The organism is Mycobacterium simulans, from assembly GCF_900232995.1.
Taxonomy (GTDB): domain Bacteria; phylum Actinomycetota; class Actinomycetes; order Mycobacteriales; family Mycobacteriaceae; genus Mycobacterium; species Mycobacterium simulans.
The window spans coordinates 2,745,349-2,765,897 of record NZ_OCVX01000003.1 but is presented as its reverse complement, the minus strand read 5'-3'; the positions used below and the strand labels follow the sequence as shown (position 1 = coordinate 2,765,897).

At 66.2% G+C, this 20,549-nt stretch carries 24 protein-coding genes and 2 pseudogenes; 12 read left to right on the top strand and 14 right to left on the bottom strand.

Features of this window, described 5'->3' with window-relative positions:
* Positions 1-452, top strand: a 452-nt coding sequence (locus tag MSIMFI_RS13385) for an Rv1157c family protein (RefSeq protein WP_449869800.1), incomplete at its 5' end; no start/stop codon positions are given.
* An 87-nt stretch (positions 453-539) separates the two neighbouring features.
* Here the strand turns inward: MSIMFI_RS13385 and MSIMFI_RS13380 are convergent.
* The 4 genes from MSIMFI_RS13380 to MSIMFI_RS13365 all read right to left on the bottom strand — a co-directional run bounded on the left by MSIMFI_RS13380 (position 540) and on the right by MSIMFI_RS13365 (position 1,979).
* Complete coding sequence (locus MSIMFI_RS13380; protein ID WP_066951537.1) at positions 540-686, bottom strand: DUF1059 domain-containing protein; 147 nt, start codon at positions 684-686, stop codon at positions 540-542.
* Complete coding sequence (locus MSIMFI_RS13375) at positions 683-1,258, bottom strand: HhH-GPD-type base excision DNA repair protein (protein ID WP_186242258.1); 576 nt, start codon at positions 1,256-1,258, stop codon at positions 683-685. Before MSIMFI_RS13375 ends, MSIMFI_RS13380 begins: the two co-directional genes overlap by 4 nt.
* 86 nt (positions 1,259-1,344) lie before the next feature.
* Positions 1,345-1,518 carry a DUF5302 domain-containing protein gene (locus MSIMFI_RS13370; RefSeq protein ID WP_186242257.1) on the bottom strand — a complete coding sequence of 58 codons (174 nt, stop codon included), beginning with the start codon at positions 1,516-1,518 and terminating at the stop codon, positions 1,345-1,347.
* A 17-nt stretch (positions 1,519-1,535) separates the two neighbouring features.
* Positions 1,536-1,979 (bottom strand): PPOX class F420-dependent oxidoreductase, encoded by a 444-nt coding sequence (locus MSIMFI_RS13365; protein WP_186242256.1) that lies wholly within the window; start codon positions 1,977-1,979, stop codon positions 1,536-1,538.
* A gap of 45 nt (positions 1,980-2,024) precedes the next feature.
* On the opposite strand from MSIMFI_RS13365, the gene MSIMFI_RS13360 reads away from it, so the two are divergent.
* Both MSIMFI_RS13360 and MSIMFI_RS13355 read left to right on the top strand, forming a co-directional pair.
* Positions 2,025-2,540, top strand: a complete 516-nt coding sequence (locus tag MSIMFI_RS13360) for a DUF1697 domain-containing protein (protein ID WP_191497565.1) — start codon at positions 2,025-2,027, stop codon at positions 2,538-2,540.
* Positions 2,537-3,346 carry a class I SAM-dependent methyltransferase gene (locus MSIMFI_RS13355; RefSeq protein WP_191497564.1) on the top strand — a complete coding sequence of 270 codons (810 nt, stop codon included), beginning with the start codon at positions 2,537-2,539 and terminating at the stop codon, positions 3,344-3,346. Before MSIMFI_RS13360 ends, MSIMFI_RS13355 begins: the two co-directional genes overlap by 4 nt.
* On the opposite strand, the gene MSIMFI_RS13350 is transcribed toward MSIMFI_RS13355, so the two are convergent.
* Positions 3,343-3,708, bottom strand: a complete 366-nt coding sequence (locus tag MSIMFI_RS13350; RefSeq protein ID WP_186242253.1) for a GntR family transcriptional regulator — start codon at positions 3,706-3,708, stop codon at positions 3,343-3,345. The two genes, MSIMFI_RS13355 and MSIMFI_RS13350, sit on opposite strands and share 4 nt — an antisense overlap.
* A 37-nt stretch (positions 3,709-3,745) precedes the next feature.
* Between MSIMFI_RS13350 and MSIMFI_RS13345 the strand changes: the two genes are divergently transcribed.
* Positions 3,746-4,462: an SIR2 family NAD-dependent protein deacylase gene (locus tag MSIMFI_RS13345; RefSeq protein WP_191497563.1), complete on the top strand. Its 717-nt coding sequence runs from the start codon at positions 3,746-3,748 to the stop codon at positions 4,460-4,462.
* 69 nt (positions 4,463-4,531) lie between these two features.
* Here MSIMFI_RS13345 and MSIMFI_RS13340 read toward each other — a convergent pair whose 3' ends face one another.
* The 3 genes from MSIMFI_RS13340 to MSIMFI_RS13330 are packed head-to-tail and all read right to left on the bottom strand — an operon-like array spanning position 4,532 to position 8,208.
* Complete coding sequence (locus tag MSIMFI_RS13340; RefSeq protein ID WP_191497562.1) at positions 4,532-5,167, bottom strand: class I SAM-dependent methyltransferase; 636 nt, start codon at positions 5,165-5,167, stop codon at positions 4,532-4,534.
* Positions 5,151-5,894: a TetR/AcrR family transcriptional regulator gene (locus MSIMFI_RS13335; RefSeq protein WP_191497561.1), complete on the bottom strand. Its 744-nt coding sequence runs from the start codon at positions 5,892-5,894 to the stop codon at positions 5,151-5,153. Before MSIMFI_RS13335 ends, MSIMFI_RS13340 begins: the two co-directional genes overlap by 17 nt.
* Positions 5,887-8,208 carry an MMPL family transporter gene (locus MSIMFI_RS13330; RefSeq protein WP_191497560.1) on the bottom strand — a complete coding sequence of 774 codons (2,322 nt, stop codon included), beginning with the start codon at positions 8,206-8,208 and terminating at the stop codon, positions 5,887-5,889. The genes MSIMFI_RS13335 and MSIMFI_RS13330 overlap by 8 nt, the downstream gene beginning before the upstream one ends.
* A 191-nt stretch (positions 8,209-8,399) precedes the next feature.
* Here MSIMFI_RS13330 and MSIMFI_RS13325 point away from each other — a divergent pair, with 191 nt between their 5' ends.
* Positions 8,400-8,555: a hypothetical protein gene (locus MSIMFI_RS13325; protein WP_186246067.1), complete on the top strand. Its 156-nt coding sequence runs from the start codon at positions 8,400-8,402 to the stop codon at positions 8,553-8,555.
* Positions 8,556-8,685: 130 nt separating this feature from the next.
* Here the strand turns inward: MSIMFI_RS13325 and MSIMFI_RS13320 are convergent, their stop codons facing one another.
* From MSIMFI_RS13320 to MSIMFI_RS13310, 4 genes and pseudogenes are all read right to left on the bottom strand, one after another.
* Positions 8,686-9,438: a 3-hydroxyacyl-CoA dehydrogenase gene (locus MSIMFI_RS13320; protein WP_191497559.1), complete on the bottom strand. Its 753-nt coding sequence runs from the start codon at positions 9,436-9,438 to the stop codon at positions 8,686-8,688.
* Between the two features lie 105 nt (positions 9,439-9,543).
* Positions 9,544-10,875 (bottom strand): hypothetical protein, encoded by a 1,332-nt coding sequence (locus MSIMFI_RS13315; protein ID WP_396819935.1) that lies wholly within the window; start codon positions 10,873-10,875, stop codon positions 9,544-9,546.
* A gap of 71 nt (positions 10,876-10,946) precedes the next feature.
* Positions 10,947-11,438 (bottom strand): annotated as a pseudogene (locus MSIMFI_RS29655) (PE family protein); the annotation flags it as partial.
* Between the two features lie 205 nt (positions 11,439-11,643).
* Positions 11,644-12,738 (bottom strand): CaiB/BaiF CoA transferase family protein, encoded by a 1,095-nt coding sequence (locus MSIMFI_RS13310; protein WP_191497558.1) that lies wholly within the window; start codon positions 12,736-12,738, stop codon positions 11,644-11,646.
* Positions 12,739-12,843: 105 nt separating this feature from the next.
* Between MSIMFI_RS13310 and MSIMFI_RS13305 the strand changes: the two genes are divergently transcribed.
* Positions 12,844-13,650, top strand: a complete 807-nt coding sequence (locus MSIMFI_RS13305; RefSeq protein ID WP_191497557.1) for an enoyl-CoA hydratase — start codon at positions 12,844-12,846, stop codon at positions 13,648-13,650.
* A gap of 33 nt (positions 13,651-13,683) precedes the next feature.
* Positions 13,684-14,487, top strand: coding sequence for an enoyl-CoA hydratase (locus MSIMFI_RS13300; RefSeq protein WP_191497556.1), 804 nt, complete (start codon positions 13,684-13,686; stop codon positions 14,485-14,487).
* Between the two features lie 5 nt (positions 14,488-14,492).
* On the opposite strand, the gene MSIMFI_RS13295 is transcribed toward MSIMFI_RS13300, so the two are convergent.
* Together MSIMFI_RS13295 and MSIMFI_RS13290 are read right to left on the bottom strand one after the other, a co-directional pair.
* Entirely contained in the window at positions 14,493-15,215 is a 723-nt protein-coding gene (locus tag MSIMFI_RS13295; RefSeq protein WP_191497555.1) for a CPBP family intramembrane glutamic endopeptidase, read from the bottom strand.
* Positions 15,212-16,354 carry an NAD(P)H-binding protein gene (locus MSIMFI_RS13290; RefSeq protein WP_191497554.1) on the bottom strand — a complete coding sequence of 381 codons (1,143 nt, stop codon included), beginning with the start codon at positions 16,352-16,354 and terminating at the stop codon, positions 15,212-15,214. Before MSIMFI_RS13290 ends, MSIMFI_RS13295 begins: the two co-directional genes overlap by 4 nt.
* Positions 16,355-16,847: 493 nt before the next feature.
* Between MSIMFI_RS13290 and MSIMFI_RS13285 the strand changes: the two genes are divergently transcribed.
* From MSIMFI_RS13285 to MSIMFI_RS13270, 5 genes and pseudogenes are all read left to right on the top strand, one after another.
* Entirely contained in the window at positions 16,848-17,936 is a 1,089-nt protein-coding gene (locus MSIMFI_RS13285; protein ID WP_191498176.1) for a type III polyketide synthase, read from the top strand.
* A 4-nt stretch (positions 17,937-17,940) separates the two neighbouring features.
* Complete coding sequence (locus tag MSIMFI_RS13280) at positions 17,941-18,441, top strand: isoprenylcysteine carboxyl methyltransferase family protein (protein ID WP_191497553.1); 501 nt, start codon at positions 17,941-17,943, stop codon at positions 18,439-18,441.
* 79 nt (positions 18,442-18,520) lie between these two features.
* Positions 18,521-18,592: pseudogene (locus MSIMFI_RS28120) on the top strand (hypothetical protein); the annotation flags it as partial.
* 52 nt (positions 18,593-18,644) lie between these two features.
* On the top strand, positions 18,645-19,658 hold the full coding sequence (locus MSIMFI_RS13275) for an NAD(P)/FAD-dependent oxidoreductase (protein ID WP_191497552.1): 1,014 nt from the start codon (positions 18,645-18,647) through the stop codon (positions 19,656-19,658).
* 410 nt (positions 19,659-20,068) lie between these two features.
* Positions 20,069-20,549 (top strand): PE family protein (locus MSIMFI_RS13270; protein ID WP_191497551.1); only part of this gene is annotated, 481 nt, incomplete at its 3' end.

Here is a 20,549-nt window from a genome sequence, read left to right as displayed (position 1 = left end):
CCCCCGCCCCGGCTCCAGCGCCGGCACCGGGTTTCGGGCCGGACGCTCCCCCCACGCAGGACTTCATGTATCCCTCGATCGGCACCAACTGCCTGGGGGACGGCACCAACTCGATCGCGACCGCGTTGTCGGTGGCGGGGCCGGCGACAATCCCGGCGCCCGGGCCCGGACCCGGCCAGACGGCGTATGTGTTCACCGCGGTGGGCACCCCTGGCCCCGCGGAAGTGCAGCGCCTGCCCTTGAACGTCACGTGGGTGAACCTGACCACCGGCAAGTCCGGGAGCGCCACACTCAAGCCGCGTGCCGACATAAACCCGGAGGGACCGACAACGTTGACCGTGATTGCCGACACCGGTTCGGGCAGTGTTATGTCGACGATCTTCGGTCAGGTCACCACCAAGGATCGGCAGTGCCAGTTCATGCCCACGATCGGCTCGACGGTAGTGCCGTAAGCGCAAATCCGGGGTGTGAGCGCGCGCAAATGTACGCCGTTTACGGCGCGTCGTCGTACAGACACGCACGCTCGCGCCGCGAAAGCGTCAGTAGGCCATGAACAAAATGGCGTCCCGGTCGTACTCCAGGCCGGGGTGATCGCTGGCGAGATGGGCCTGGGTCAGTTCGACCAGTTCGTCTTCGTCCTTGCCGACAATGGCTTCGCCGCACGGACACGTAATGTGTGTCTTCACGTTGCCGCCTTTCCCTTGGCTTTCATCTGCTTCTTGTACGACCGCACCTGCCCAAGGGACTGGGCGTCGACTATATCGGCGACCGACACATAGGTGCCGGGCTGGCCGAATTCCCCCGCGGCCGCCTGCCAACCTTCCGGCGTCACACCGTATTGCTTGCCAAGTAACGCCAGAAAGATCCGCGCCTTCTGCTCGCCGAAACCGGGTAGCCCCTTGAGCCGCCGCAGCAACTCTTTGCCGTCGGGCTCGCCCGCGGTCCACAACGCGGCCGCGTCTCCGTCGTAGCGGTCCACAATGATCTGTGCGAGCGCCTGGATGCGTTTGGCCATCGATCCCGGAAAACGGTGTATGGCAGGTCTTTCCGAGCACAGTGCGGCAAATTTATCCGGGTCGTAGTCGGCAATCTCGCCGGCGTCGAAGCCACCCATCCGATCCGCGATCTTCTTGGGTCCCGCGAAGGCGGTTTCCATCGGAACCTGCTGATCAAGCAGCATCCCGACTAGCAATGCGAATGGGTTGGAGTCCAGTAGGGCGTCGGCGGCCGGTTCTTGGACAAGCTGCAGTTTCGGCACGCACCCAGTCTAGGCGGGTGCCGTCAGGCCGGAATGGCAGCATCGGGTCATTACCGAATTCGCCTTTGCCACAAGGATTTTGGCCGTTAGCCGCTCTTGCGGCGGAATTCCCGGCGGCTCTCCACCGGACCGTGCGCCCGCGACTGTTTGCCGCCCCCATCCTTGTGATCGGATCCGCCCGTCGACTTCGCCATCTTGCGGTCGAGGGCTTCTTTGAACTTTCGCTTGGTCTCGTCCTCTGGTGAGTTCGATTCAGCCATACCGGCAGCCTAACCGGTCACCGCTTACCCGGAGGCATCCCATACACGTGCGAGATCGGCAGGGTCAGCAGCACCCGCCGATCGGTGACCATCGCCTGCCGGTAGTCGTCCCAGTCCGGATGCTCACCGGCGATATTGCGATACAAGGTGATCAGCGCCTCGACCGTGTCGTCGTCGGGGGCAGCCGCGGGGGGCGTCAGCTCCGCCGTGCCCTCGGCGACGGCATAGGACCAGCCGTCGTCGGCGTCGACAAGCAGCGAAGCACGCGGGTCGCGACGCAGGTTTCTGGTCTTGGCCCGCGGCTCGGTGATCGACACCTGCACCACCAGATGCCGCGGATCGAAGTAGTACTGCACGTTGGACAGCTGGGGACGCCCGTCATGCTTGATGGTTGCCAGCACTCCGATGGAGTTTCCACTGATCACGGCCAACAGCTTGTCGTCGAAGACTTGGCGTCCCATGCCGAAAGCCTACGTCGCGCCCTGGCGGCCTGGTGGAATCGGATCATGACCCAATTCGCGGCGTTTCTACGCGGCGTCAACGTCGGAGGCGTCAGCCTCAAAATGGCCGAGGTGGCCGCGGCGCTGACCAATGCCGGATTCGCCAACGTGCGCACCATCCTGGCCAGCGGCAACGTTCTGCTGGAATCCTACTCCAGCGTCGCAACGGTGCGGAAAGCTGCAGAAGCCGCGTTGCGGGAGAGGTTCGGCTATGACGCGTGGGTGTTGGCCTACGACATCGATACCGTGCGCGCCATCGTCGACGCTTACCCGTTCGAACCCGAGGTTGAGGGATACCAGTCGTACGTCACGTTCGTTAGCGACGGCGACGTTCTCGACGAGCTCGCCGCGTTGACCGCCGGTCCGAACGAGAAGATCAGCCGCGGTGAGGGTGTCATCTATTGGCAGGTAGCTAAGGGCAACACATTGGAGAGCACCATCGGCCAGACGATGGGCAAGAAGCGCTACAAGTCGTCGACCACTACCCGCAACCTGCGCACACTCGATAAGGTGCTCCGATGAAGGTCGACCTCACCGGTGTCTCCGAGACGGCCTTGCTGACGTTGAACGCGCGCGCCAGCGAGGCCCGCCGCCACGACGCCATCATCGATGATCCGATGGCGATCGCCTTGGTCGATTCGATTGACTTCGACTTCGCGAAATTCGGCCCTGCCCGCCAGGACTTCGCACTGCGTTCGCTGGCCTTCGATACCCAAGTGCGGTCCTATCTCGATCAGCACCCAACGGCCACAGTGGTCGCACTGGCAGAGGGCCTGCAGACCAGTTTCTGGCGCTTGGATGCGGCCCTGGGGGGTGGCCAATTCCGTTGGCTCACAGTCGATCTACCACCGATCGTGGATGTCCGGACCCAGTTGCTCCCGACGTCGCCGCGGTTGTCGGTGTGCGCTCAGTCCGCGTTGGACTATGGCTGGATGGAATCCGTCGACGGGTCGGACGGCGTGTTCATCACCGCCGAGGGTCTGCTGATGTATCTGCAACCCGAACAGGCGCTGGGGTTAATCGCCGAGTGCGCCAAAAGGTTTCCCGGCGGGCGCCTGCTGTTCGATCTGCCTCCGACTTTGTTCGCCAAGTTGAGCCGGCGTGGTATGCGAGTCTCGCTGCGCTACAAGTTTCCGCCGACGCCGTTCAGCTTGTCTGCCACGGAAGCCGCGAATCTGTTGAGCAAGGTGCCGGGTGTTGTTGCGGCGCGCGATCTGCGGTTGCCGGCGGGTCGCGGCCTGCTCCTCAACCTCGCATTTTCGACGGTCTACCGGCTGAGCGTATTCGAGCCGCTGCGTCCGGCCCTGACCCTGCTGGAGTTCGGTTAGTCATCAGGCACGTTGGTGAGGTAGCGCATCGCGTCCGACTTGGTCAGGCCGAGCGCTCGGGCAACTTCGACGTATTCCTTGGCCGCCGCCGCCATCGCCGCGTCGGTGGGGTCGAAACGGGAGATGAAAGTGCCGAATCGTCCCCGGGTTTCCACGATCGCCGCCGACTCCAGCTCCCGGTAGGCGCGAGCGACGGTATTGGCGGCCACGCCAAGCTGACCCGCCAGGTCGCGCACCGTCGGTAACCGCGTGCCGGGCGGCAATGCACCGGCTCGGACTCCGTCTATGACCTGGGTTCTGAGTTGGTCGAACAAAGGCTTGCCAGCCTTCACGTCGACCCGTAACCAATCCCGCAGCTCCACGTACCAAGTATCTACCAAGCCCGGCTATGTTTGTGGGATGCGAGTGACGGTGCTCAGCGGCGCGGGAATCTCCGCGGAGAGCGGCGTCCCGACGTTTCGCGACGACAAGAACGGATTGTGGGCCCGCTTCGACCCTTACGAGCTGTCCAGCACGCAAGGGTGGGAGCGCAACCCCGAGCGCGTTTGGGGGTGGTACCTGTGGCGCCATTATCTCGTGGCCAAGGTCGAACCCAACGACGGGCACCGGGCGATCGCGGCCTGGCAGGACGATGTCGAGGTCAGCGTCATCACCCAGAATGTCGACGACCTACACGAGCGCGCCGGCAGCGATCCCGTGCATCACCTGCACGGCAGTCTTTTTGAATTCCGTTGTGCACGTTGCGGTTTGCCCTACCACGACCCGCTACCGGAGATGACCGAACCGACGATAGAAGTGGAACCACCGGTTTGCCTCCAGTGCGGCGGCCTGATCCGTCCCGACATTGTGTGGTTCGGTGAGCCGCTCCCCGAAGGACCGTGGCTCCAGTCCGTCGAGGCCACCGAAGCCGCCGACGTGATGGTGGTGGTCGGAACCTCCGCGATCGTCTATCCGGCCGCGGGGCTGCCCGAGCTGGCACTGGCGCGCGGCACGGCGGTGATCGAGATCAATCCTGAGCCCACACCGCTGACCAGAAATGCCACCCTCAGCATCCGGGAGTCGGCCAGCAAGGCATTGCCTGGATTGCTTGAACAATTGCCCGCCCTGCTCAAGTAACCGTCGAGCCTGCGCACAGATCGCGGTTCGTCCTCAAAATCACGCGCTCAGCGCAGTCTCGGCGGATAACTAGAGACGATGCGCCCGGCCTAGCGCTAGCTCCGACACCGGCAGCGGCGCCCAGACCGGCAAGGTCCACTCCCGCCGCGCACATTCCACTTCGAATCCCGCGTCGACGATCGCACGCTCGGTATCGCGATGCGTGTGGCAGTTGCCCATGATCCTCGGCCAGAAGGTCGCGTCGACAAGCTGCTGCCATTGGCCCCGAACGCCGGCACTGGCGACATGCTCGAGATACCGCAGTTGTCCGCCCGGCCGTAGCAATGAACGCAGGCGCTGCAGCACGCCGCCCGGGTCGCTCACCGAACACAGCACCAGCGAGCAAACAACCGCGTCGAACTGCTGCTCGTCGCTGAACTCCTCGGCCGTTTCGTCGGTGACGACAACCGGAATCGGTGCGCCAACGGCTGCTTCGCGGGCTTTGACCGCCAGCCGCGGCTCGGGTTCGACGGCGACCACCATCTCGACCGACTCCGGATAGAAGGCGAAGTTGGTCCCGCTACCCGCACCGACTTCCAGTACCCGACCCGATAGGCCGGCCAGATTCTCCCGACGCAGGGCCTTCACCGCTTTGGCTTCGTGGGCGGCAAAGACCGGCCAAACCCGGGCGAAGAACGGGTTGTGGACCCTAACAGCCACGGTCATTCGCGTGATTCCCCTCCAACGGACGATGCGTTAGCACCCAGTCCACCAACTCCGCAGATGTGGCGCGCCCGCCAATTTGGGCGCCGACCAACCCGGCCACCATATGACCGCATAGGACCGCACCCAACACCCGGTCGGCGAACGCATCGACATCGCCGAATGGTAGATGCGGCTTGGCGATCAGCAGGGCCGCCACCCCGTGCGCAGCTGTCCACAGTTCCAGGGCAATGGTGGTCGGATCGTCGCTGCGGTAGACGCCTTCATCCATCAGTGCCTGCACCGAAGCGCGCATGTGCTTAAACGCCGAGCTGTCCAGGGCGATATCGACGTTGCTTCCAGACCGCCACTCACCCATGGTCGCGAGCCGATACAGCTCGGGGGTCTGCACGGCGAATCGCACGTAGGCAAGCCCTTGGGCACGCAGCACGTCCACCATGGACTGTTGCGCACCTCCCCTCGAGGCCGCCTGCTCCATTGCCTGGTCGAGTCTGGCCAAATAGCGTGCGCACACCGCGTCCAGCAGCGCGTCCTTGTCCTCGAAGTGCAGGTAGATCGACGGCGGCGTGACGCCGACGCGTTGGGCGACCGATCGGATCGATACCGCCCTGGCCTGCCCCGTCTCCAGCAGTAGCTCGGTGGCGGCATCCAGGATTTCGTGGCGGAGCAGATCACCGGACCCGCGTGGGGCGCGCGGGCGGCGCAGGCCCTCCGTCGAGACGTCAACCATTGCGCGTCACCGAGGCGGGTACCGGCGGCTCCTCGCTCATAGTCTCGGCGGCGGCAAGCTCCTCGAGGGTGCCGGCTTCGCTGATGCCAAACCGTTCGTGCAACCACACCAATGGCTTGGGCGCCCACCAGTTCCACCGGCCCATCACATGCATGAACGCCGGCACTAGGACCATCCGCACCAGGGTGGCGTCGGCGGCCACGGCCAGGGTCAGGCCCAGGCCGAACATCCGCATGAACGACACGTGGGCGGCGATCAGCGCGGCAAACGACATCGACATCACCAACGCGGCCGCGGTGATCACCCGCCCGGTGCGGGCCACACCCAGCGCCACACTCTCGTCGTTGGCGGCGTGCGCCTGGGCGGGGCTCGGCTTCGCGGGACGAGCAGCGCCGGACTCCAGCCAGTACTCCCGAATCCTGGAGACCAGGAACACCTCGTAGTCCATCGACAGCCCAAAGGCAATGCAGAACAACAACACTGGCATGTTCGCCACCAACGTCCCGCTGGGCGTCGTGCCCAACGCGCCCAGATTGCCGTCCTGGAAGATCCACACCAGCGCCCCGAACGCCGCGGTCAACGACAGCACGTTACACATCAGCGCCTTGACCGGCAGCACCACACTGCCGGTGAGCAGGAACAGCAGGACGAACGTGATAACGGCCATCAACCCCAGCACTAGCGGAAGCCGATCGGTGACGGCATCGACACTGTCGCGGTTGATCTGCGCGACACCGGCCAGCTCGACGGTTCGGCCTCCAGGTGCGCTCACCGCCCGCAACCGCTTGAGCTGGGCGTCGGAGGCATCCGAAAACAGCGGTGCCGTGCTGCTCACCGTCAGGAACGCGCTGCCATCTGCCACCCCGGTTGCCGCGGCCGGTGGTCCCACCCGGTTGCCGTCCACGAATGTTCCGTTGGGCGCCGTCACCCCCGATACATCGGGCACCCGTGACAGATTGGCGGCGTAGCTGTCCAGGTCGGCCGGACTAAGGCCGCTGGCATCCGGGATGACGACGGGCACAACCGTCGCCGGATCGTGGGCGAAGTCGTTGCGCAGCATGTCGCCGACCTGATGGGCCGACGCCGAATGCGGCAGCACCCGGTCGTCCGGGAAACCCCACTTCACCGAGAAGAACGGGAGGCCCAGCAGTACTAGCAGCCCGCCAACCGCCAGACCGCACGGTAGCCAGCGACGCATCACGAACTTGCTCGACCGGTACCAGAACAGCTCCTCGACCGGCTTGTGCACCGGGTCGGGGCGGCTCAACACCCGACGCACCAGTCGCCGCACGTCCAGTGCGTCCAGCCGGGGACCCAGCAGCACGATCGCGGCCGGAGTAATGAGGATGGACGCGGTAGCGACGAAGGCCACGGTAGCTACCCCGGCGTAGGCGAACGACTTCAGGAAGTACATCGGGAACAGCGCCGTCGCCGACATCGACAAGGCCACGGTGACCGCGGAGAACAGCACCGTTCGTCCGGACGTGACCATGGTCCGGATGAGCGCGGTGTCCCGGCCACTGCCCTCGGCCAGCTCGTCGCGATAGCGGCTGATGATCAGCAGCGTGTAATCAATGGCCAACGCCAGACCCATGGCGGTGCTCAAGTTCAGCGCGAAGATCGACACCTCGGTGGTGAAGGTGATGAGCCGCAACACCGACATCGAGCCGACGACGGCCAGCGCACCGAGAGCCATCGGCAAGCCCGCCGCAAGCAGGCCGCCGAACACCCAGACAAGCACCAGGAAGCTCAGCGGAATCGCGATCAACTCCATCACCAGAAGGTCGTCCTGGTTCTGCGTATTGATCTGGGCGTACTCCATGGCAGCTCCACCGGCGCGCACGGTGACGCCGTCGCGGTCGTGAACGACTTCGTCGGAGAGGGTCTGCGCGTTTTTCTGGGCGTCGTTCTCGCCGCCTTTGAGGTTGATCACGATCAAGCCCGACTTGCCGTCGGTGCTGATCAGGTCGGCGGAGGCGGCCGGCGGAACGGTCCACGCCGAGGACACGTTGTATACCAACGGCGATCGCTGCAGCTGGTCGACGATGTCGGTGCCGGCCTTGCGGGCAGGTTCGCTGTTGGCGCCTCCGGGCGCGGTGACCACGATCAGCATCTTCTGACCGCTCTGCCCGAACTTGTCGGTCAAGACCTTGATGGCCTTGGCCGATTCCGAGTTGGGATCTTGGAAGCCGCCGGGTGACAGGTGCTCAGCAACCGGGATGCCGAAGACGGCGGCCGCGATGAAGACCAGGAGCCCGACCCCGATGATTCGTCGCGGTGCCGAAATGGCTAGTCGAGCAATCCCCTGAAGCATGTTGCGCCCTCCCACCGGCCCCTATCCGCGATAACTTATCCGCGGTAAGTTACAAGTGTCAAACAGCACCTGCTCTAGGTACGAATGCGGGTGCCCGGACGGTTCACCCGGCGCGACAAGCTGCGAGAAATGACCCTACCCAGCGGTAAGAATTGCCACCATTTTCCGAATCGTGACTCAAAGAATCCTTAATGGAGACTTCTACGCTCAGTGCCATGTGGATCGACGACACGAGTGCCGACGTCATCAAGGCCGACTTCGACGCTCTCTACCATGGCGACATGCTGGTGGAAGGCGAGTGCTCTGAGCAGCTTGAAGACTGGCACCCGCTGCCTACGGCAAGCTGAGCGACATCATGGGCATGCTTGCGCGGCTTCTCATGGCCGAACCCGCTATCACTCGTTGGTTTCGTCGATAATGTCGCGGTTCCTCCCTAAATGAGCCCCCCGCCAACGCGGGGGGCTTTCTGTTTGCCGGTTACCGCGGCGCCATCCGGATGGCGCCGTCCAGGCGGATGACCTCGCCGTTGAGCATCGGGTTTTCGATGATGTGCACGGCCAGCGCGCCGTACTCATCCGGATTCCCCAGCCGCGACGGATGCGGCACCTGCTTGCCCAGCGACGCCCTGGCCTCCTCGGGCAGGGAAGCCAGCAGCGGCGTGTCGAACAGGCCTGGCGCGATGGTAACCACCCGGATTAGCTTGCTGGCCAAATCACGAGCGACGGGCAGGGTCAAGCCGACCACGCCGCCCTTGGACGCCGAGTAGGCCGCCTGACCAATCTGGCCGTCGAACGCCGCCACCGAGGCGGTGTTGATGATGACGCCGCGCTCTTCCCCGATCGGGTCGGTCTTGGCGATTCGCTCCGCGCCTAGCCGCAGCACATTGAAGGTGCCGACCAGGTTGATGTCCACGATCTTGCGGAATGCGTTGAGCGGGAAGACGCCATCCTTGCTGAGCACCCGAATGGCGTTGCCGGTTCCGGCGCAATTGACAACGATGCGCAGCGTGCCCATCGATTCGGCGGTATCCAGAGCACTGGTGACGGCGGCCTCGTCGGTGACATCGGCTTGCGCAAGTCGCGCACGATCACCGAGCTCGGCCACCACGTCCTCGCCTCGCAGGTCCAGCACGACGACCTGTGCGCCGGCGTCCAGCAGCCGCTTTGTGGTGGCCAGGCCCAAGCCTGACGCGCCGCCGGTGACGACAGCTACCACGTCTCTGATCTCCATCCAAGCCCTTCCTCGTCCCTACCTACTGGTTGGTTGGGACTATACCCAGCCGACTCAGGCCGAACTGGCCGGGACTCGGCCCGGAAAGGGTCACAGGCCCGTCGGCTATGTCAAGCCGTTGAGGCCGTTTTCGCCGATAAGCTGCCCGCCCGTGCCGCCGGTGCCGGGTGTGCCGTTGGCCGCGGCTTTGCCGCCGTTGCCGCCGTTTCCGCCGTTGCCGATCAGCACGGCGTTGCCACCGGCGCCCCCGTTGCCACCGGTCGTTGCGGCGGCGCCCCCGGCGCCGCCGTTGCCGCCATTGCCAATCGCCCCAGCTTTACCGCCGTTGCCGCCGGTGCCGCCGGTGGAGCCGGCGATTTGACTGCCGGTACCACCGGCTCCGCCGGAGCCACCGGAGCCGAAGAGGAAGCCGGCATTGCCGCCGATCCCGCCTTTACCGCCGTTACCGGGGGTTGCGCCTTGTCCGCCGTGCCCACCGTTGCCGCCGGCGCCGCCGGAGCCGAAGAGCAGGCCTCCGGTGCCGCCGGCCCCGCCGGCCCCGCCGTTGGTGCCGCCGGTTCCTCCGGCCCCGCCGGCGCCGCCGGAGGGACCGGCGGCGAGCAAGCCGGCGTTGCCGCCGGCCCCGCCAGCGCCGCCGGTGGTCCCGCCACCAAACCCAGCGCCGCCGGCGCCGCCAGTGCCGCCGGCGCCGAAAAGCCCGCCGGTCCCGCCGCTGCCGCCGGTGCCGCCGGAGCCGAACAGTAGGGCGGCCCCGCCGGCCCCGCCGGCCCCGCTGGCGCCGCCGGCGGCCGTGGCGTTGCCGCCGGCTCCCCCGGTGCCGCCGGTGCCGAACATGATCCCGCCGGCCCCGCCGGCCCCGCCGGGCGCGCCGTTGGCCGCGCCCGGTGCACCGGACCCGCCATTGCCGCCGTTGCCGAACAACCATCCGCCGGCCCCGCCGTCGGCCCCGGTTCCCGGAGTTCCGTTGGCGCCGTTGCCGATCAGCGGCCGGCCGGTCAATGCCTGGGTAGGCCCGTTGATCGCGGCCAGCGCCTGCTGCTGCAGGGCGTGCAGTGGGTTGGCGCTGGCGGGAGCGTTGAAGCCGTCGGCACCCAAGAGCAGCCCGCCGAAGCCGCCGAGGCCATTGGGGCCCATGGCGGCGCCAATGCCACCGCTACCGCCATTGCCGCCATTGCCGATCAGCACGCCAATGCCGCCGGCGCCGCCGGCGCCACCGCTCGCCACACCAGAGCCGCCGCTACCGCCGTTACCGCCGTTACCGATCAGCCCGCCCGTGCCGCCGGAGCCGCCGGCCCCGCCGGCGGTGCCGGCGCCGGCGCTGGTGCCGCCGGAACCGCCGGAGCCGCCGGAGCCGGCGAGCAGGCCGGCCTTGCCCCCGACCCCGCCGGCGCCGCCGTCGGCATTGGCGGGGCCGCCGGCTCCGGCCGCCGCCCCCACCCCCCCCGCGGCCGCGGGCTCCCCGCCGTCCTCCCCTGCCCCCGCCGCCCGCCCGGCCTGGCCCCACCGATGCCGAGGAGTCCGGCCGCCCCGCCGTTACCGCCGGCCCCGCCGTTGATGCCGGCCGCGCCGGACCCGCCGGCCCCGCCGTTGCCGATCAACCAGCCCGCATCCCCGCCATTGGCGCCGGTGCCGGGGGCGCCGTTAGCGCCGTTGCCGATCAGTGGGCGCCCGGTAGCCGCCAGAACCTGCGCGTTGATCGGGTCGAGCAGCGGCGACACGGCGGCGGCCTCGGCGGCCGCATACGCGCCGCCGCCGGCACTAAGGGCCTGCACGAATTGAGTGTTAAACGCCGCCGCCTGCGCGCTGAGCGCCTGATATGCCTGGCCGTGGGCGCCGAACACCCCGGCGATTGCCGCTGAGACCTCGTCAGCGCCGGCGGCCAGCAACGCCGTCGTGTTGGCCGCCGCGGCCGTGTTGGCCGCGGCGATGGTGGACCCGAGACCGGCCAAATCCGAAGCTGCCGCCGCGATGAACTCAGGAGCAGCGATAACGAACGACATGTGACACCTTCCCAACACGCCATGACTACCGTTGTCATACCGACCTGGGTATCCCCTGTCACCAGCGAATATCGGCCACCAGATAGCGTAACTCCACCAGAGACAAATGCATCTGCGGATTCGAAATGATTCCTGCCCACGTTTTCGTAGATCCGTGGCCCGGACAACCTCGAGTTTCCCGGCGGCGGGTCACCGGAGAAAGGGACTATACCCAGTCGTCAAGCAGCGCTTGCGTGTCAATCACGGTCGCGGCCGGGGGACGCGGCTGGCCCGGCGGGGTGCGCGAGAACCGCGGGGCCGGCATTGGCTGTAGCCCCCCGTTCACGTCGTAGAAGGTGCTCCGCTCGGTGATATGCGGCTCGTTATGGACCTCGCCGAATGCCAGCACTGGCGTCACGCAGGCATCGGAATCGGCGAACACCTTGGACCAGTGGTCGCGGTCGTGCCTGGCGAAAGTCTCGGTCAGCACTGCCCGCAGTTCCGGCCAGCGGGCGACATCGTTCTGCGCAGGCAGGTCGGCGGCGTCCAGACCCAGGCCGGCCAGCATGGCGGCGTAGAACTGCGGTTCTATGGCGCCGACGGCGACATAACGGCCGTCGGCGCACTCGTAGGTGTCGTAGTAGGGCGCGCCGCCGTCGAGCATGTTGGTGCCACGCACGTCGGTCCACATTCCCGTCGCCCGCATGGCCCACATCATCTGGACCAGCACGCTCGACCCGTCGACCATCGCGGCGTCAACGACCTGACCCTTGCCGGACCTTTGCCGTTCCCATAGCGCGGACAGGATGCCGACCAGCAGGAACATTGACCCGCCGCCGAAGTCGCCGACCAGGTTCAACGGCGGCACCGGCCGCTCGTTCACCCTTCCGATGGCATGCAGGATGCCGTTCAGCGAGATGTAGTTGATGTCGTGGCCGGCCTGCTGGCTACGCGGGCCGGTCTGGCCCCAGCCGGTCATCCGGGCGTAGATCAATCGGGCATTGACTTTCGCGCAGTCTTCGGGGCCCAGGCCGAGCCGCTCGATGACGCCGGGACGGTAGCCCTCGATCAACACGTCGGCTTTGGCGACGAGTTTGAGGACGAGGTCGCGGCCTTGGCCGGATTTCAGATCGGCGGTGATAACGCGCCGGTTGCGAAGCATGGCGTCCTTGGCCGTGCCTCCGCCGCCGGCGACAGAAGCTGACGGGCGATCAATGCGAACTACGTCGGCACCGAGGTCTCCGAGAATCATCGCGGCGTGTGGGCCCGGCCCGATGCCAGCCAACTCGACAACTCGCAAACCATTCAGAGGTCCCACCATTTTGTACCGACCTTTCGTCTGCGTTGACGCGTCCCTAACTTATGCCAACAAGAAATCCATGTCGTTGGCGCAGTCGCAATTTCGTCGTCACGTACAGTTCTTCGCATGTCGAATTTCGGAAGCGGCACACAGACACCCATCGCGGGTCTTGCTGTCACGCTGGCTAACGGGGTGCTGTCGGTGACGTTAGATCGCCCGGAAAGCCTCAACTCGCTGACGCTGCCGATGCTGGCGGGCATCGCCGACACGATGGAGAGCGCGTCGACCGACCCGCGCGTGAAGGTGGTACGTCTGGACGGTGCCGGCCGCGGTTTCAGCTCCGGCGGGGCCATCAGCATGGAGGCTTTGTGGGGCACCGGCCCGGCGGATAACTACGTGGCGGAGTGCAACCGCGCGGTGCGAGCGATCACGACACTGCCGCACCCGGTCGTCGCTGCCGTGCATGGACCAACAGCCGGTTGCGGGCTTTCCTTGGCACTTGCGTGCGACCTGGTATTAGCCTCTGACACAGCGTTTTTCACGCTCGCTTTCACGAAGATCGGGTTGATGCCCGACGGCGGCGGGTCGGCGTTGGTTTCGGCCGCCGTAGGCCGGATCCGGGCGATGCGGATGGCGCTACTTCACGAGCGGTTGCCGGCAGCCGAGGCGCTGGCCTGTGGCCTGGTCAGCGCCGTCTATCCGGCCGAGGACTTCGAAGCCGAGGTGGGCAAGGTCATCGCGCGGTTGCTCGCGGGCCCCCCATTGGCGTTCGCCAAGACCAAAGACGCGATCAATTCGGCCACGCTTACCGAGTTGGAACCAGCGTTTGCTCGCGAATCGCAGGGACAGGCTGCCCTGTTGCGATCAAACGACTTCATCGAGGGTGCAACGGCATTCCTACAGCGGCGAAGCCCCTCCTTCAGCGGATCCTGAGCGCTCTCACCCCACTCACCTAGGGTGGTGCCCATGCCGGACTCCAGGATTGACGTGCTGCCATCCGTTACAGGTCTTTGCGTAGCCCTGGCTGACGGTGTGCTGTCGGTGACCATAGACCGCCCCCAGAGCCTGAATTCGCTTACGGCGTCCGTCCTCGGCGGGATCGCCGACGCGATGGAGTGGGCGGCCACCGATCCGCGAGTAAAGGTGGTGCGTCTCGGCGGAACGGGCCGCGGCTTCTGTTCGGGAGCCGGCATGAGCGCCGACGATGTGGCGGGCGGTGCCGGCGGGACTGCGACCATCACCGAAATCAACCGCACGGTGCGAGCCATCATCGCGCTGCCGCACCCGGTGGTTGCCGTCGTTCAAGGACCAGCGGCCGGTGTTGGCGTTTCCCTGGCCCTGGCGTGCGACCTCGTATTGACTTCTGACAAAGCATTTTTCATGCTTGCATTCACGAAAGTCGGTTTGATGCCCGACGGCGGTGCGTCGGCGTTGGTTGCGGCCGCCGCTGGCCGGATCCGGGCGATGCGGATGGCGTTGTTGCCCGAGCGATTGCCGGCAGCGGAGGCGCTGTCCTGGGGTTTGGTCAGCGCGGTATACCCCGACGAGAATTTCGAAGCCGAAGTGGACCGGGTGCTTTCGAGGTTGGTGGCGGGCCCAGCGGTGGCGTTCGCCAAGACCAAGAACGCAATCAACGCCGCCACCCTCACCGAGCTGGAACCCACACTCAAGCGCGAATTCGACGGTCAGGTGACACTGCTGCGATCACCCGACTTCGCCGAGGGCGCAAGGGCATTCCAGCAACGCCGCTCCCCCGTGTTCACCGACTGAACGCGTCAGACCCCGAACAGCGGGGGAAGCGCGAGCACCATGATCAGACCCCACACGAAGTGGGTCAGCATGGGCGCCAGCACCCCGCCGCTGGCCCGGCGCTCCAAGGCGCATACCGTCCCCACGAAGACCGCGGCGAAGCCGAGCATCGGGTTGCCGCTGGCCAACGTGGCGCAGACGTACAAGAAGGTGGATATGGTCACCGGGTAGTGCCGGCCCAACGCGGTGTAGAGCGCTCCGCGGAAGAACACCTCCTCGGCGAGGCCATTGATCAGAGTGATCAGCACGACCAGCGCAAATGATCCCTGGTGAGCGAATTTCAGCACCTGCGTGATCAATTCGGTTACCGGCGCGAGCTCCTTGGCGATCAGCGCGCCCAGTACGAAAATGCCGCCGAGCAGTACACCCACGGTGGTCCCGGTAATGACCGGGCGCTGGTTGCGACCACGCCAGCAGATGCCGCCCAGATGCAGTGGCCCGGAAACGAACGAACCGACGAGCCAAACGGCGGCCTGCAACAGCGTCAGCCAATAGAAGCTCGCCTCGCCGGGCGTCCGACGTAGCGAAAACCCCAACACCACGGCGCCGGCGACCAGGGTGGCGGCGACGACGATGCGCCGCCGCCGCACGACCGCGGGCGGTTCATGGTGTGGCACAGCGACATTGGTGATCGCCCGGCGCAGCTCGTCGAGCACGCTGGTGTGGTACGGGGCGGTGGAATGGCTCATGCGGGACGGACTTTCGGGGTCAGCGTGATCAGGATGTCCAGACCGGTTCGCAAGGCACCGGCGAGTGGCCCGGGGACGATGTCCAGCAGTCCCAGGGTGGGCCGTGCGATGGGTGGGGTCACTACCCGGGCCAGCCGTCGGATGCGCAGCGCGTCGCCGCCGGCCCACACGGGATCGGTGTCGGCGAGGTGATGGGGATTCGCTAGCGCGTTGACCGGCCGGGGTGGGTGAGTGCCGGCGATGGCCATCACGATGGCGTCGTCGACGCCGAGCAAGCCGCCGGGCGGGTCAGGCACCAGATCTTGCAGGCCGCTGCCGGACGCCCGCATCGGGTGGTCGAGAGATTCCACCAAATCCGCGGCCAAACCTTGGGGCACCGGCAGCGCCAGCGCCGTGAACAGCGACGCCACCCCAGTGTCAATTCCGGGCACCCGCCACGCGGCGTGCCACCTGCCGCGAATGCGCGAATACTTCTGGAGCAGCTCGCGGTACGAGGTGGTGTCGGGACCGCAAATGTCGTAGGCGCCCGCGGGTACCCGAGTGCCATCGGCGGCAGCTACCAGGTAGTGCACCACATCGCGGATAGAGATCGGGTCAATCGGGTTGTGCATCCAGCTGGGCATCGGCATGACCGGAAACCGGTCTCCGACATACCGCAGCATCTCGAACGACGTCGACCCAGCGCCGATGATCAGGGCCGCGCCCAGCCACACCAGCTCCGGACCACCCTCAACGGTCAGGGCCGCGGCCACCTCGGCCCGGCTCGTCAGATGCTCGGATAGCACTTGGTCCTCGGGTACGAAGCCGCCCAGGTAGACGATGCGCCGTACCCCGGCATCCCTGGCTGCGGCGGCCACATTTGCGGCTGCATCCTGATCGATCTTTCGGAAATCGGCTTGACCGATCCCGTGGACTAGGTAGTAGACGACGTCGACCGGTTCGGCCGCTTGCATCGCGGCCCGCGCGGATGCGGGGTCGGAAGCGTCCAACCACACCGGCGCGACGTCGTCATACCAGCCGAACTGCTTGAGGCGGGCCAGGTTTCGGGGAGCCGCCAGCACCTGGGGGGGGTCCGCCAATAGCGCGGTGACCAGGCGCGAACCCACATAACCCGTGGCACCTGTCACCAGAATTCGCATGTTCCCAACCTATCCGTCGAGCACCCGCCCGGTTACTGGCCGCGCAAAAATGAGTGCGCCAGAAACTTACTCCGATCGACGCCGAGTCGAAATACCATTGCGCCAGCCGACAAGGAGGGTGTATGTGCCATTCCTGCTAGCGACGCCGGAAACATTAGCCACCGCCGCAAGAGATTTGGCGAACATCAGCGCGACGGTCACGGTCACCCCCGAGGATGAGGTGTCGGCTGCCGTCGCAGCAGTGTTCGGGCGGATGCTCGGGGATGTCAGGCACCGAGCGTCCGAGCAACGGCGTTTCCCGATCAGTTTCGCTGTCAACGCACCCACCCAGACGTTGCCGGGACGCCCGCTAATCGGCAACGGGCGAGGGTGGCCTGCCTGCGACCGGGCGTGGGGGCGACGGCAGATCCGGCCGACATCGATCGCGATGCCGATCACGGCGGGGTATAGGGGCCATCTGAACCTATCCGGCACCAGTAACGTGACTCCCTACATGGACAGAATCACAGGGGGCAACTTGGCGTGCGTCGGTGTGAAAGCACCGACGGCCGATCCGTCCGTTGCCGGGGTGGCCGTGAAGTTTCCGCCGCACCGCTACAGTCAGGAAGAAACCATCGCGGCACTAACCGATCTCGCCGGACCGGAATTTCGACGATTCGCTCTCAGCAGTGGGGTCGAATCTCGCCACATCGCACTGCCGGTGTCGCGATACTCCGAACTAAGCGGCTTCACCGAGGCAAACGACGCCTTCGTCGAGATCGCCCTCGACCTGTCTGAGCAAGCGCTACTCACCGCGCTGGATGAGGCCAAAGTCAAACCGTCGCAGGTCGACATCGTCTTTTCGACGACGGTTACCGGGCTCGCCGTGCCGACGCTAGAGGCGCGGCTGGCGGCGCGGATTGGGCTGCGACAGGATGTCAAACGCGTCCCCCTGTTCGGCCTGGGCTGTGTCGCCGGCGCCGCCGGCCTGGCGCGGGTGTATGACTACCTGCGCGCGTACCCCGATCACGTGGCAGTGCTGCTAGCCGTTGAACTTTGTTCGTTGACCGTTCAACGCGAGGACAATTCGATCGCAAATCTCGTCGCGTCCAGCCTGTTTGGTGACGGCGCCGCCGTCGTCGTCGCGACCGGAGCCGACCGGGCTGCGTCTGGGCCGAAGGTGCTTGCCACCCGCAGCCGAACGTACCCGGACACCGAGGACGTGCTGGGCTGGAACATCGGCAGCGACGGGTTCCAGATCGTCCTGTCCGTCGAGATCTCAACCATCGTAGAGAAATACCTGGGCGATGACATCCGTAGATTCCTAGCCGATCACGGACTGACAACCGCGGACGTTTCAACGTGGTTGTTGCACGCCGCCGGACCGAAGGTGATCGACGCGGTCGAAACCGTGCTGGAGCTACCCGCAGATGCTCTTGACCGCACCAGGAAATCCCTGCGCGACAACGGAAATCTCTCGTCGGTGTCGGTGCTTGATATCCTCGAGGCCACCATGGCCGACCCACCGCCGTCGGGTTCGATTGGGCTGATGATCGCGATGGGACCGGGTTTTTCCGTCGAGCTAGTCCTGCTCAAGTGGTAAATCTATGTACTACCTGCTGATTCTCGCGGTCGTGATCGAACGACTGGCGGAGCTGGTGGTCGCCCAGCGCAATGCGCGCTGGTCTTTCTCCCAGGGCGGCAAGGAGTTTGGCCGTCCGCACTATGTGGTGATGGTCATCCTCCACACCGCACTGCTGCTCGGCTGCGTCGTCGAACCATGGGCACTGCACCGGCCATTCATACCGTGGCTCGGCTGGCCGATGGTAACCGTGCTGGCGCTGAGCCAGGGCTTGCGCTGGTGGTGCGTGCGGACGCTGGGCCGACGGTGGAACACCCGGGTGATTGTGTTGCCGGATGAGCCGTTGGTGCGGCGAGGCCCATACCGTTTGATGCATCATCCGAACTACGTTGCGGTGGTGGCCGAGGGGTTCGCACTGCCGATGGTGCACACCGCGTGGCTGACCGCGCTTGTCTTCACCCTGGCCAACGCGGTCTTGCTGACAGTGCGAATGCGGGTCGAGAACTCAGCGTTGGGCTACACATGACTTGCGACCGCGACGATGCAGTGGGGGCACCTCCCACTTGCGGGGGACGAAGCGATGAGGAGGAGCGGCGCTCATGGCACGCGACCGCGACGATGCAGTGGGGGCACCTCCCGCTTGCGGGGGACGAAGCGATGAGGAGGAGCGGCGCTCATGGCACGCGACCGCGACGATGCAGAGCGAAGCGATGAGGAGGAGCGGCGCTCATGGCATACGACACCGACCTGCTGATCGTCGGCGGTGGCCCTGGAGGCCTCGCCACGGCGTTACACGCGCGCCGGCAAGGCCTTTCGGTGATCATCGCCGAGCCGCGTGAGAACCCGATCGACAAGGCATGCGGCGAGGGACTGATGCCAGGCGGCTTGGCCGAACTGACGTCGCTTGGCGTGGACCCGGCAGGCATGCCGTTTCACGGGATCGCGTATGTCAGCGACCATCGTCGGGCCGAGGCGCGGTTTCGCAGCGGGCCGGGCCGGGGCGTGCGCCGCACCACACTGCATGCGGCGTTAGCGGCACGGGCCAAAGAGCAAGACACCGAATGGATCCGGACACGGGTGACCACGGTGCAACAAGACGAGCATTCAGTGACGGCCGCCGGCGTTCGCGCGAGGTGGTTGGTGGCGGCCGACGGACTGCATTCGGCGGTGCGGCGCGCCGTGGGAATCACAGCGACGGCCGGAACACCCCGACGCCACGGTCTGCGCTGGCATTACCGGGTGCCGACATGGTCGGAGTTCGTCGAGGTGCATTGGTCCCGTTGGGGTGAGGCATACGTGACACCGGTGGAACCGGATCTGGTCGGCGTGGCGATCCTGTCCCGTCAGCGACCCGAAATCGACTGGTTCCCATGGCTTGCGCAGCACCTGCGCGGCGCCAACCGCGGGCATGCGCGCGGCTGCGGCCCGTTGCGCCAGGTAGTACCCCGCCGCGTCGCGGGACGGGTGCTATTGGTCGGCGACGCGGCCGGATACGAGGACGCGCTGACCGGCGAAGGCATCAGCCTGGCCGTCAAGCAGGCCGCTGCGGCGGTCCAGGCCATCGTCGACGACACACCGGCATCGTATGAGGCTGCGTGGCACCGGATTACGCGCGACTACCGGCTGCTAACCCGCGGGCTGGTGCTGGCCAGCACGCCGCGCGCGGTCCGCCGCGCCGTTGTGCCGGTGTGTACGCTGCTACCCCCGCTGTTCCGGTGGGGAGTGAACATCCTGGCGCACTAAGCCGGCACACTCGCTATGCTGCGCGACCACGGTCGGGTTGTCGGCTTGCACGCGTGAGTGCGCGCCGAAACATCTTGGCCTACAACAGAAGTCAAATTCGGTGGCGACCGCCCGGGAATCCCTCGCTGCCCGCGACCACAGCGGCTGGCGTGGTTTGGCCGGCCGGCTGGCCACCCACCCGTCGACCCACAAATGCCCGTGCAGGTGGTGATGACTGGCGGGTTCGTCGGCTACCGGACCGCCGCCACTGCCGTGGTCTTCTGCCCGGCGAGGTCACAGACGCGTTACACGTCGTGGCCGTTCTGGCATTTTTGAAACGTCGCGGTCCGATTAGCGCTATATTCACCGTCACCGGGTGCGTTGCCGTGATTGGGCGCCCGCGGGGTATGTGATTACTGGGGAGGTATCGCATGTCGTTCCTCAACGTTGTACCGGACGTGTTGTCCGCGGCAGCAACGGATTTAGTCGGTCTAGGTTCAACACTCAGCGCGGCCAACGCGGCCGCGGCCGCCCCGACCACCGGGCTCCTCGTCGCAGCCGAAGACGAGGTGTCGGCGGCCATCGCGGCGTTATTCTCCGATTACGCCCAGGGCTATCAGACGGCGAGTGCGCAGGTCGCGGCGTTTCATACCCAGTTCGTGCAGGCGTTGACCGCGGGCGCCGGTTCCTATGTCAGCGCGGAGGCCGCGAGCGCCTCTCCGCTGCAGCAGTTGCTCAACCTGATCAACGCACCCAGCATGGCTTTGACACAGCGCCCGTTGATCGGCAACGGCGCGAACGGCGCACCCGGTACCGGCCAGGACGGCGCGCCCGGTGGCTGGTTGCTCGGCGATGGCGGTGCCGGCGGTTCTGGCGGGCCCGGCCAGAAGGGTGGCGCCGGCGGGGCGGCGG

What these genes read in the sequence shown, in the direction of transcription:
- MSIMFI_RS13290 (WP_191497554.1), bottom strand. Translation starts at nt 16,354, where the DNA reads ATGCGAATTCTGGTGACAGGTGCCACGGGTTATGTGGGTTCGCGCCTG.
- MSIMFI_RS13355 (WP_191497564.1), top strand. Translation starts at nt 2,537, where the DNA reads ATGAAGGTCGACCTCACCGGTGTCTCCGAGACGGCCTTGCTGACGTTG.
- MSIMFI_RS13305 (WP_191497557.1), top strand. Translation starts at nt 12,844, where the DNA reads ATGTCGAATTTCGGAAGCGGCACACAGACACCCATCGCGGGTCTTGCT.
- MSIMFI_RS13345 (WP_191497563.1), top strand. Translation starts at nt 3,746, where the DNA reads ATGCGAGTGACGGTGCTCAGCGGCGCGGGAATCTCCGCGGAGAGCGGC.
- MSIMFI_RS13325 (WP_186246067.1), top strand. Translation starts at nt 8,400, where the DNA reads ATGGAGACTTCTACGCTCAGTGCCATGTGGATCGACGACACGAGTGCC.
- MSIMFI_RS13360 (WP_191497565.1), top strand. Translation starts at nt 2,025, where the DNA reads ATGACCCAATTCGCGGCGTTTCTACGCGGCGTCAACGTCGGAGGCGTC.
- MSIMFI_RS13365 (WP_186242256.1), bottom strand. Translation starts at nt 1,979, where the DNA reads ATGGGACGCCAAGTCTTCGACGACAAGCTGTTGGCCGTGATCAGTGGA.
- MSIMFI_RS13285 (WP_191498176.1), top strand. Translation starts at nt 16,848, where the DNA reads ATGGACAGAATCACAGGGGGCAACTTGGCGTGCGTCGGTGTGAAAGCA.
- MSIMFI_RS13310 (WP_191497558.1), bottom strand. Translation starts at nt 12,738, where the DNA reads ATGGTGGGACCTCTGAATGGTTTGCGAGTTGTCGAGTTGGCTGGCATC.
- MSIMFI_RS13335 (WP_191497561.1), bottom strand. Translation starts at nt 5,894, where the DNA reads ATGGTTGACGTCTCGACGGAGGGCCTGCGCCGCCCGCGCGCCCCACGC.
- MSIMFI_RS13330 (WP_191497560.1), bottom strand. Translation starts at nt 8,208, where the DNA reads ATGCTTCAGGGGATTGCTCGACTAGCCATTTCGGCACCGCGACGAATC.
- MSIMFI_RS13280 (WP_191497553.1), top strand. Translation starts at nt 17,941, where the DNA reads ATGTACTACCTGCTGATTCTCGCGGTCGTGATCGAACGACTGGCGGAG.
- MSIMFI_RS13320 (WP_191497559.1), bottom strand. Translation starts at nt 9,438, where the DNA reads ATGGAGATCAGAGACGTGGTAGCTGTCGTCACCGGCGGCGCGTCAGGC.
- MSIMFI_RS13295 (WP_191497555.1), bottom strand. Translation starts at nt 15,215, where the DNA reads ATGAGCCATTCCACCGCCCCGTACCACACCAGCGTGCTCGACGAGCTG.
- MSIMFI_RS13340 (WP_191497562.1), bottom strand. Translation starts at nt 5,167, where the DNA reads ATGACCGTGGCTGTTAGGGTCCACAACCCGTTCTTCGCCCGGGTTTGG.
- MSIMFI_RS13275 (WP_191497552.1), top strand. Translation starts at nt 18,645, where the DNA reads ATGGCATACGACACCGACCTGCTGATCGTCGGCGGTGGCCCTGGAGGC.
- MSIMFI_RS13300 (WP_191497556.1), top strand. Translation starts at nt 13,684, where the DNA reads ATGCCGGACTCCAGGATTGACGTGCTGCCATCCGTTACAGGTCTTTGC.
- MSIMFI_RS13370 (WP_186242257.1), bottom strand. Translation starts at nt 1,518, where the DNA reads ATGGCTGAATCGAACTCACCAGAGGACGAGACCAAGCGAAAGTTCAAA.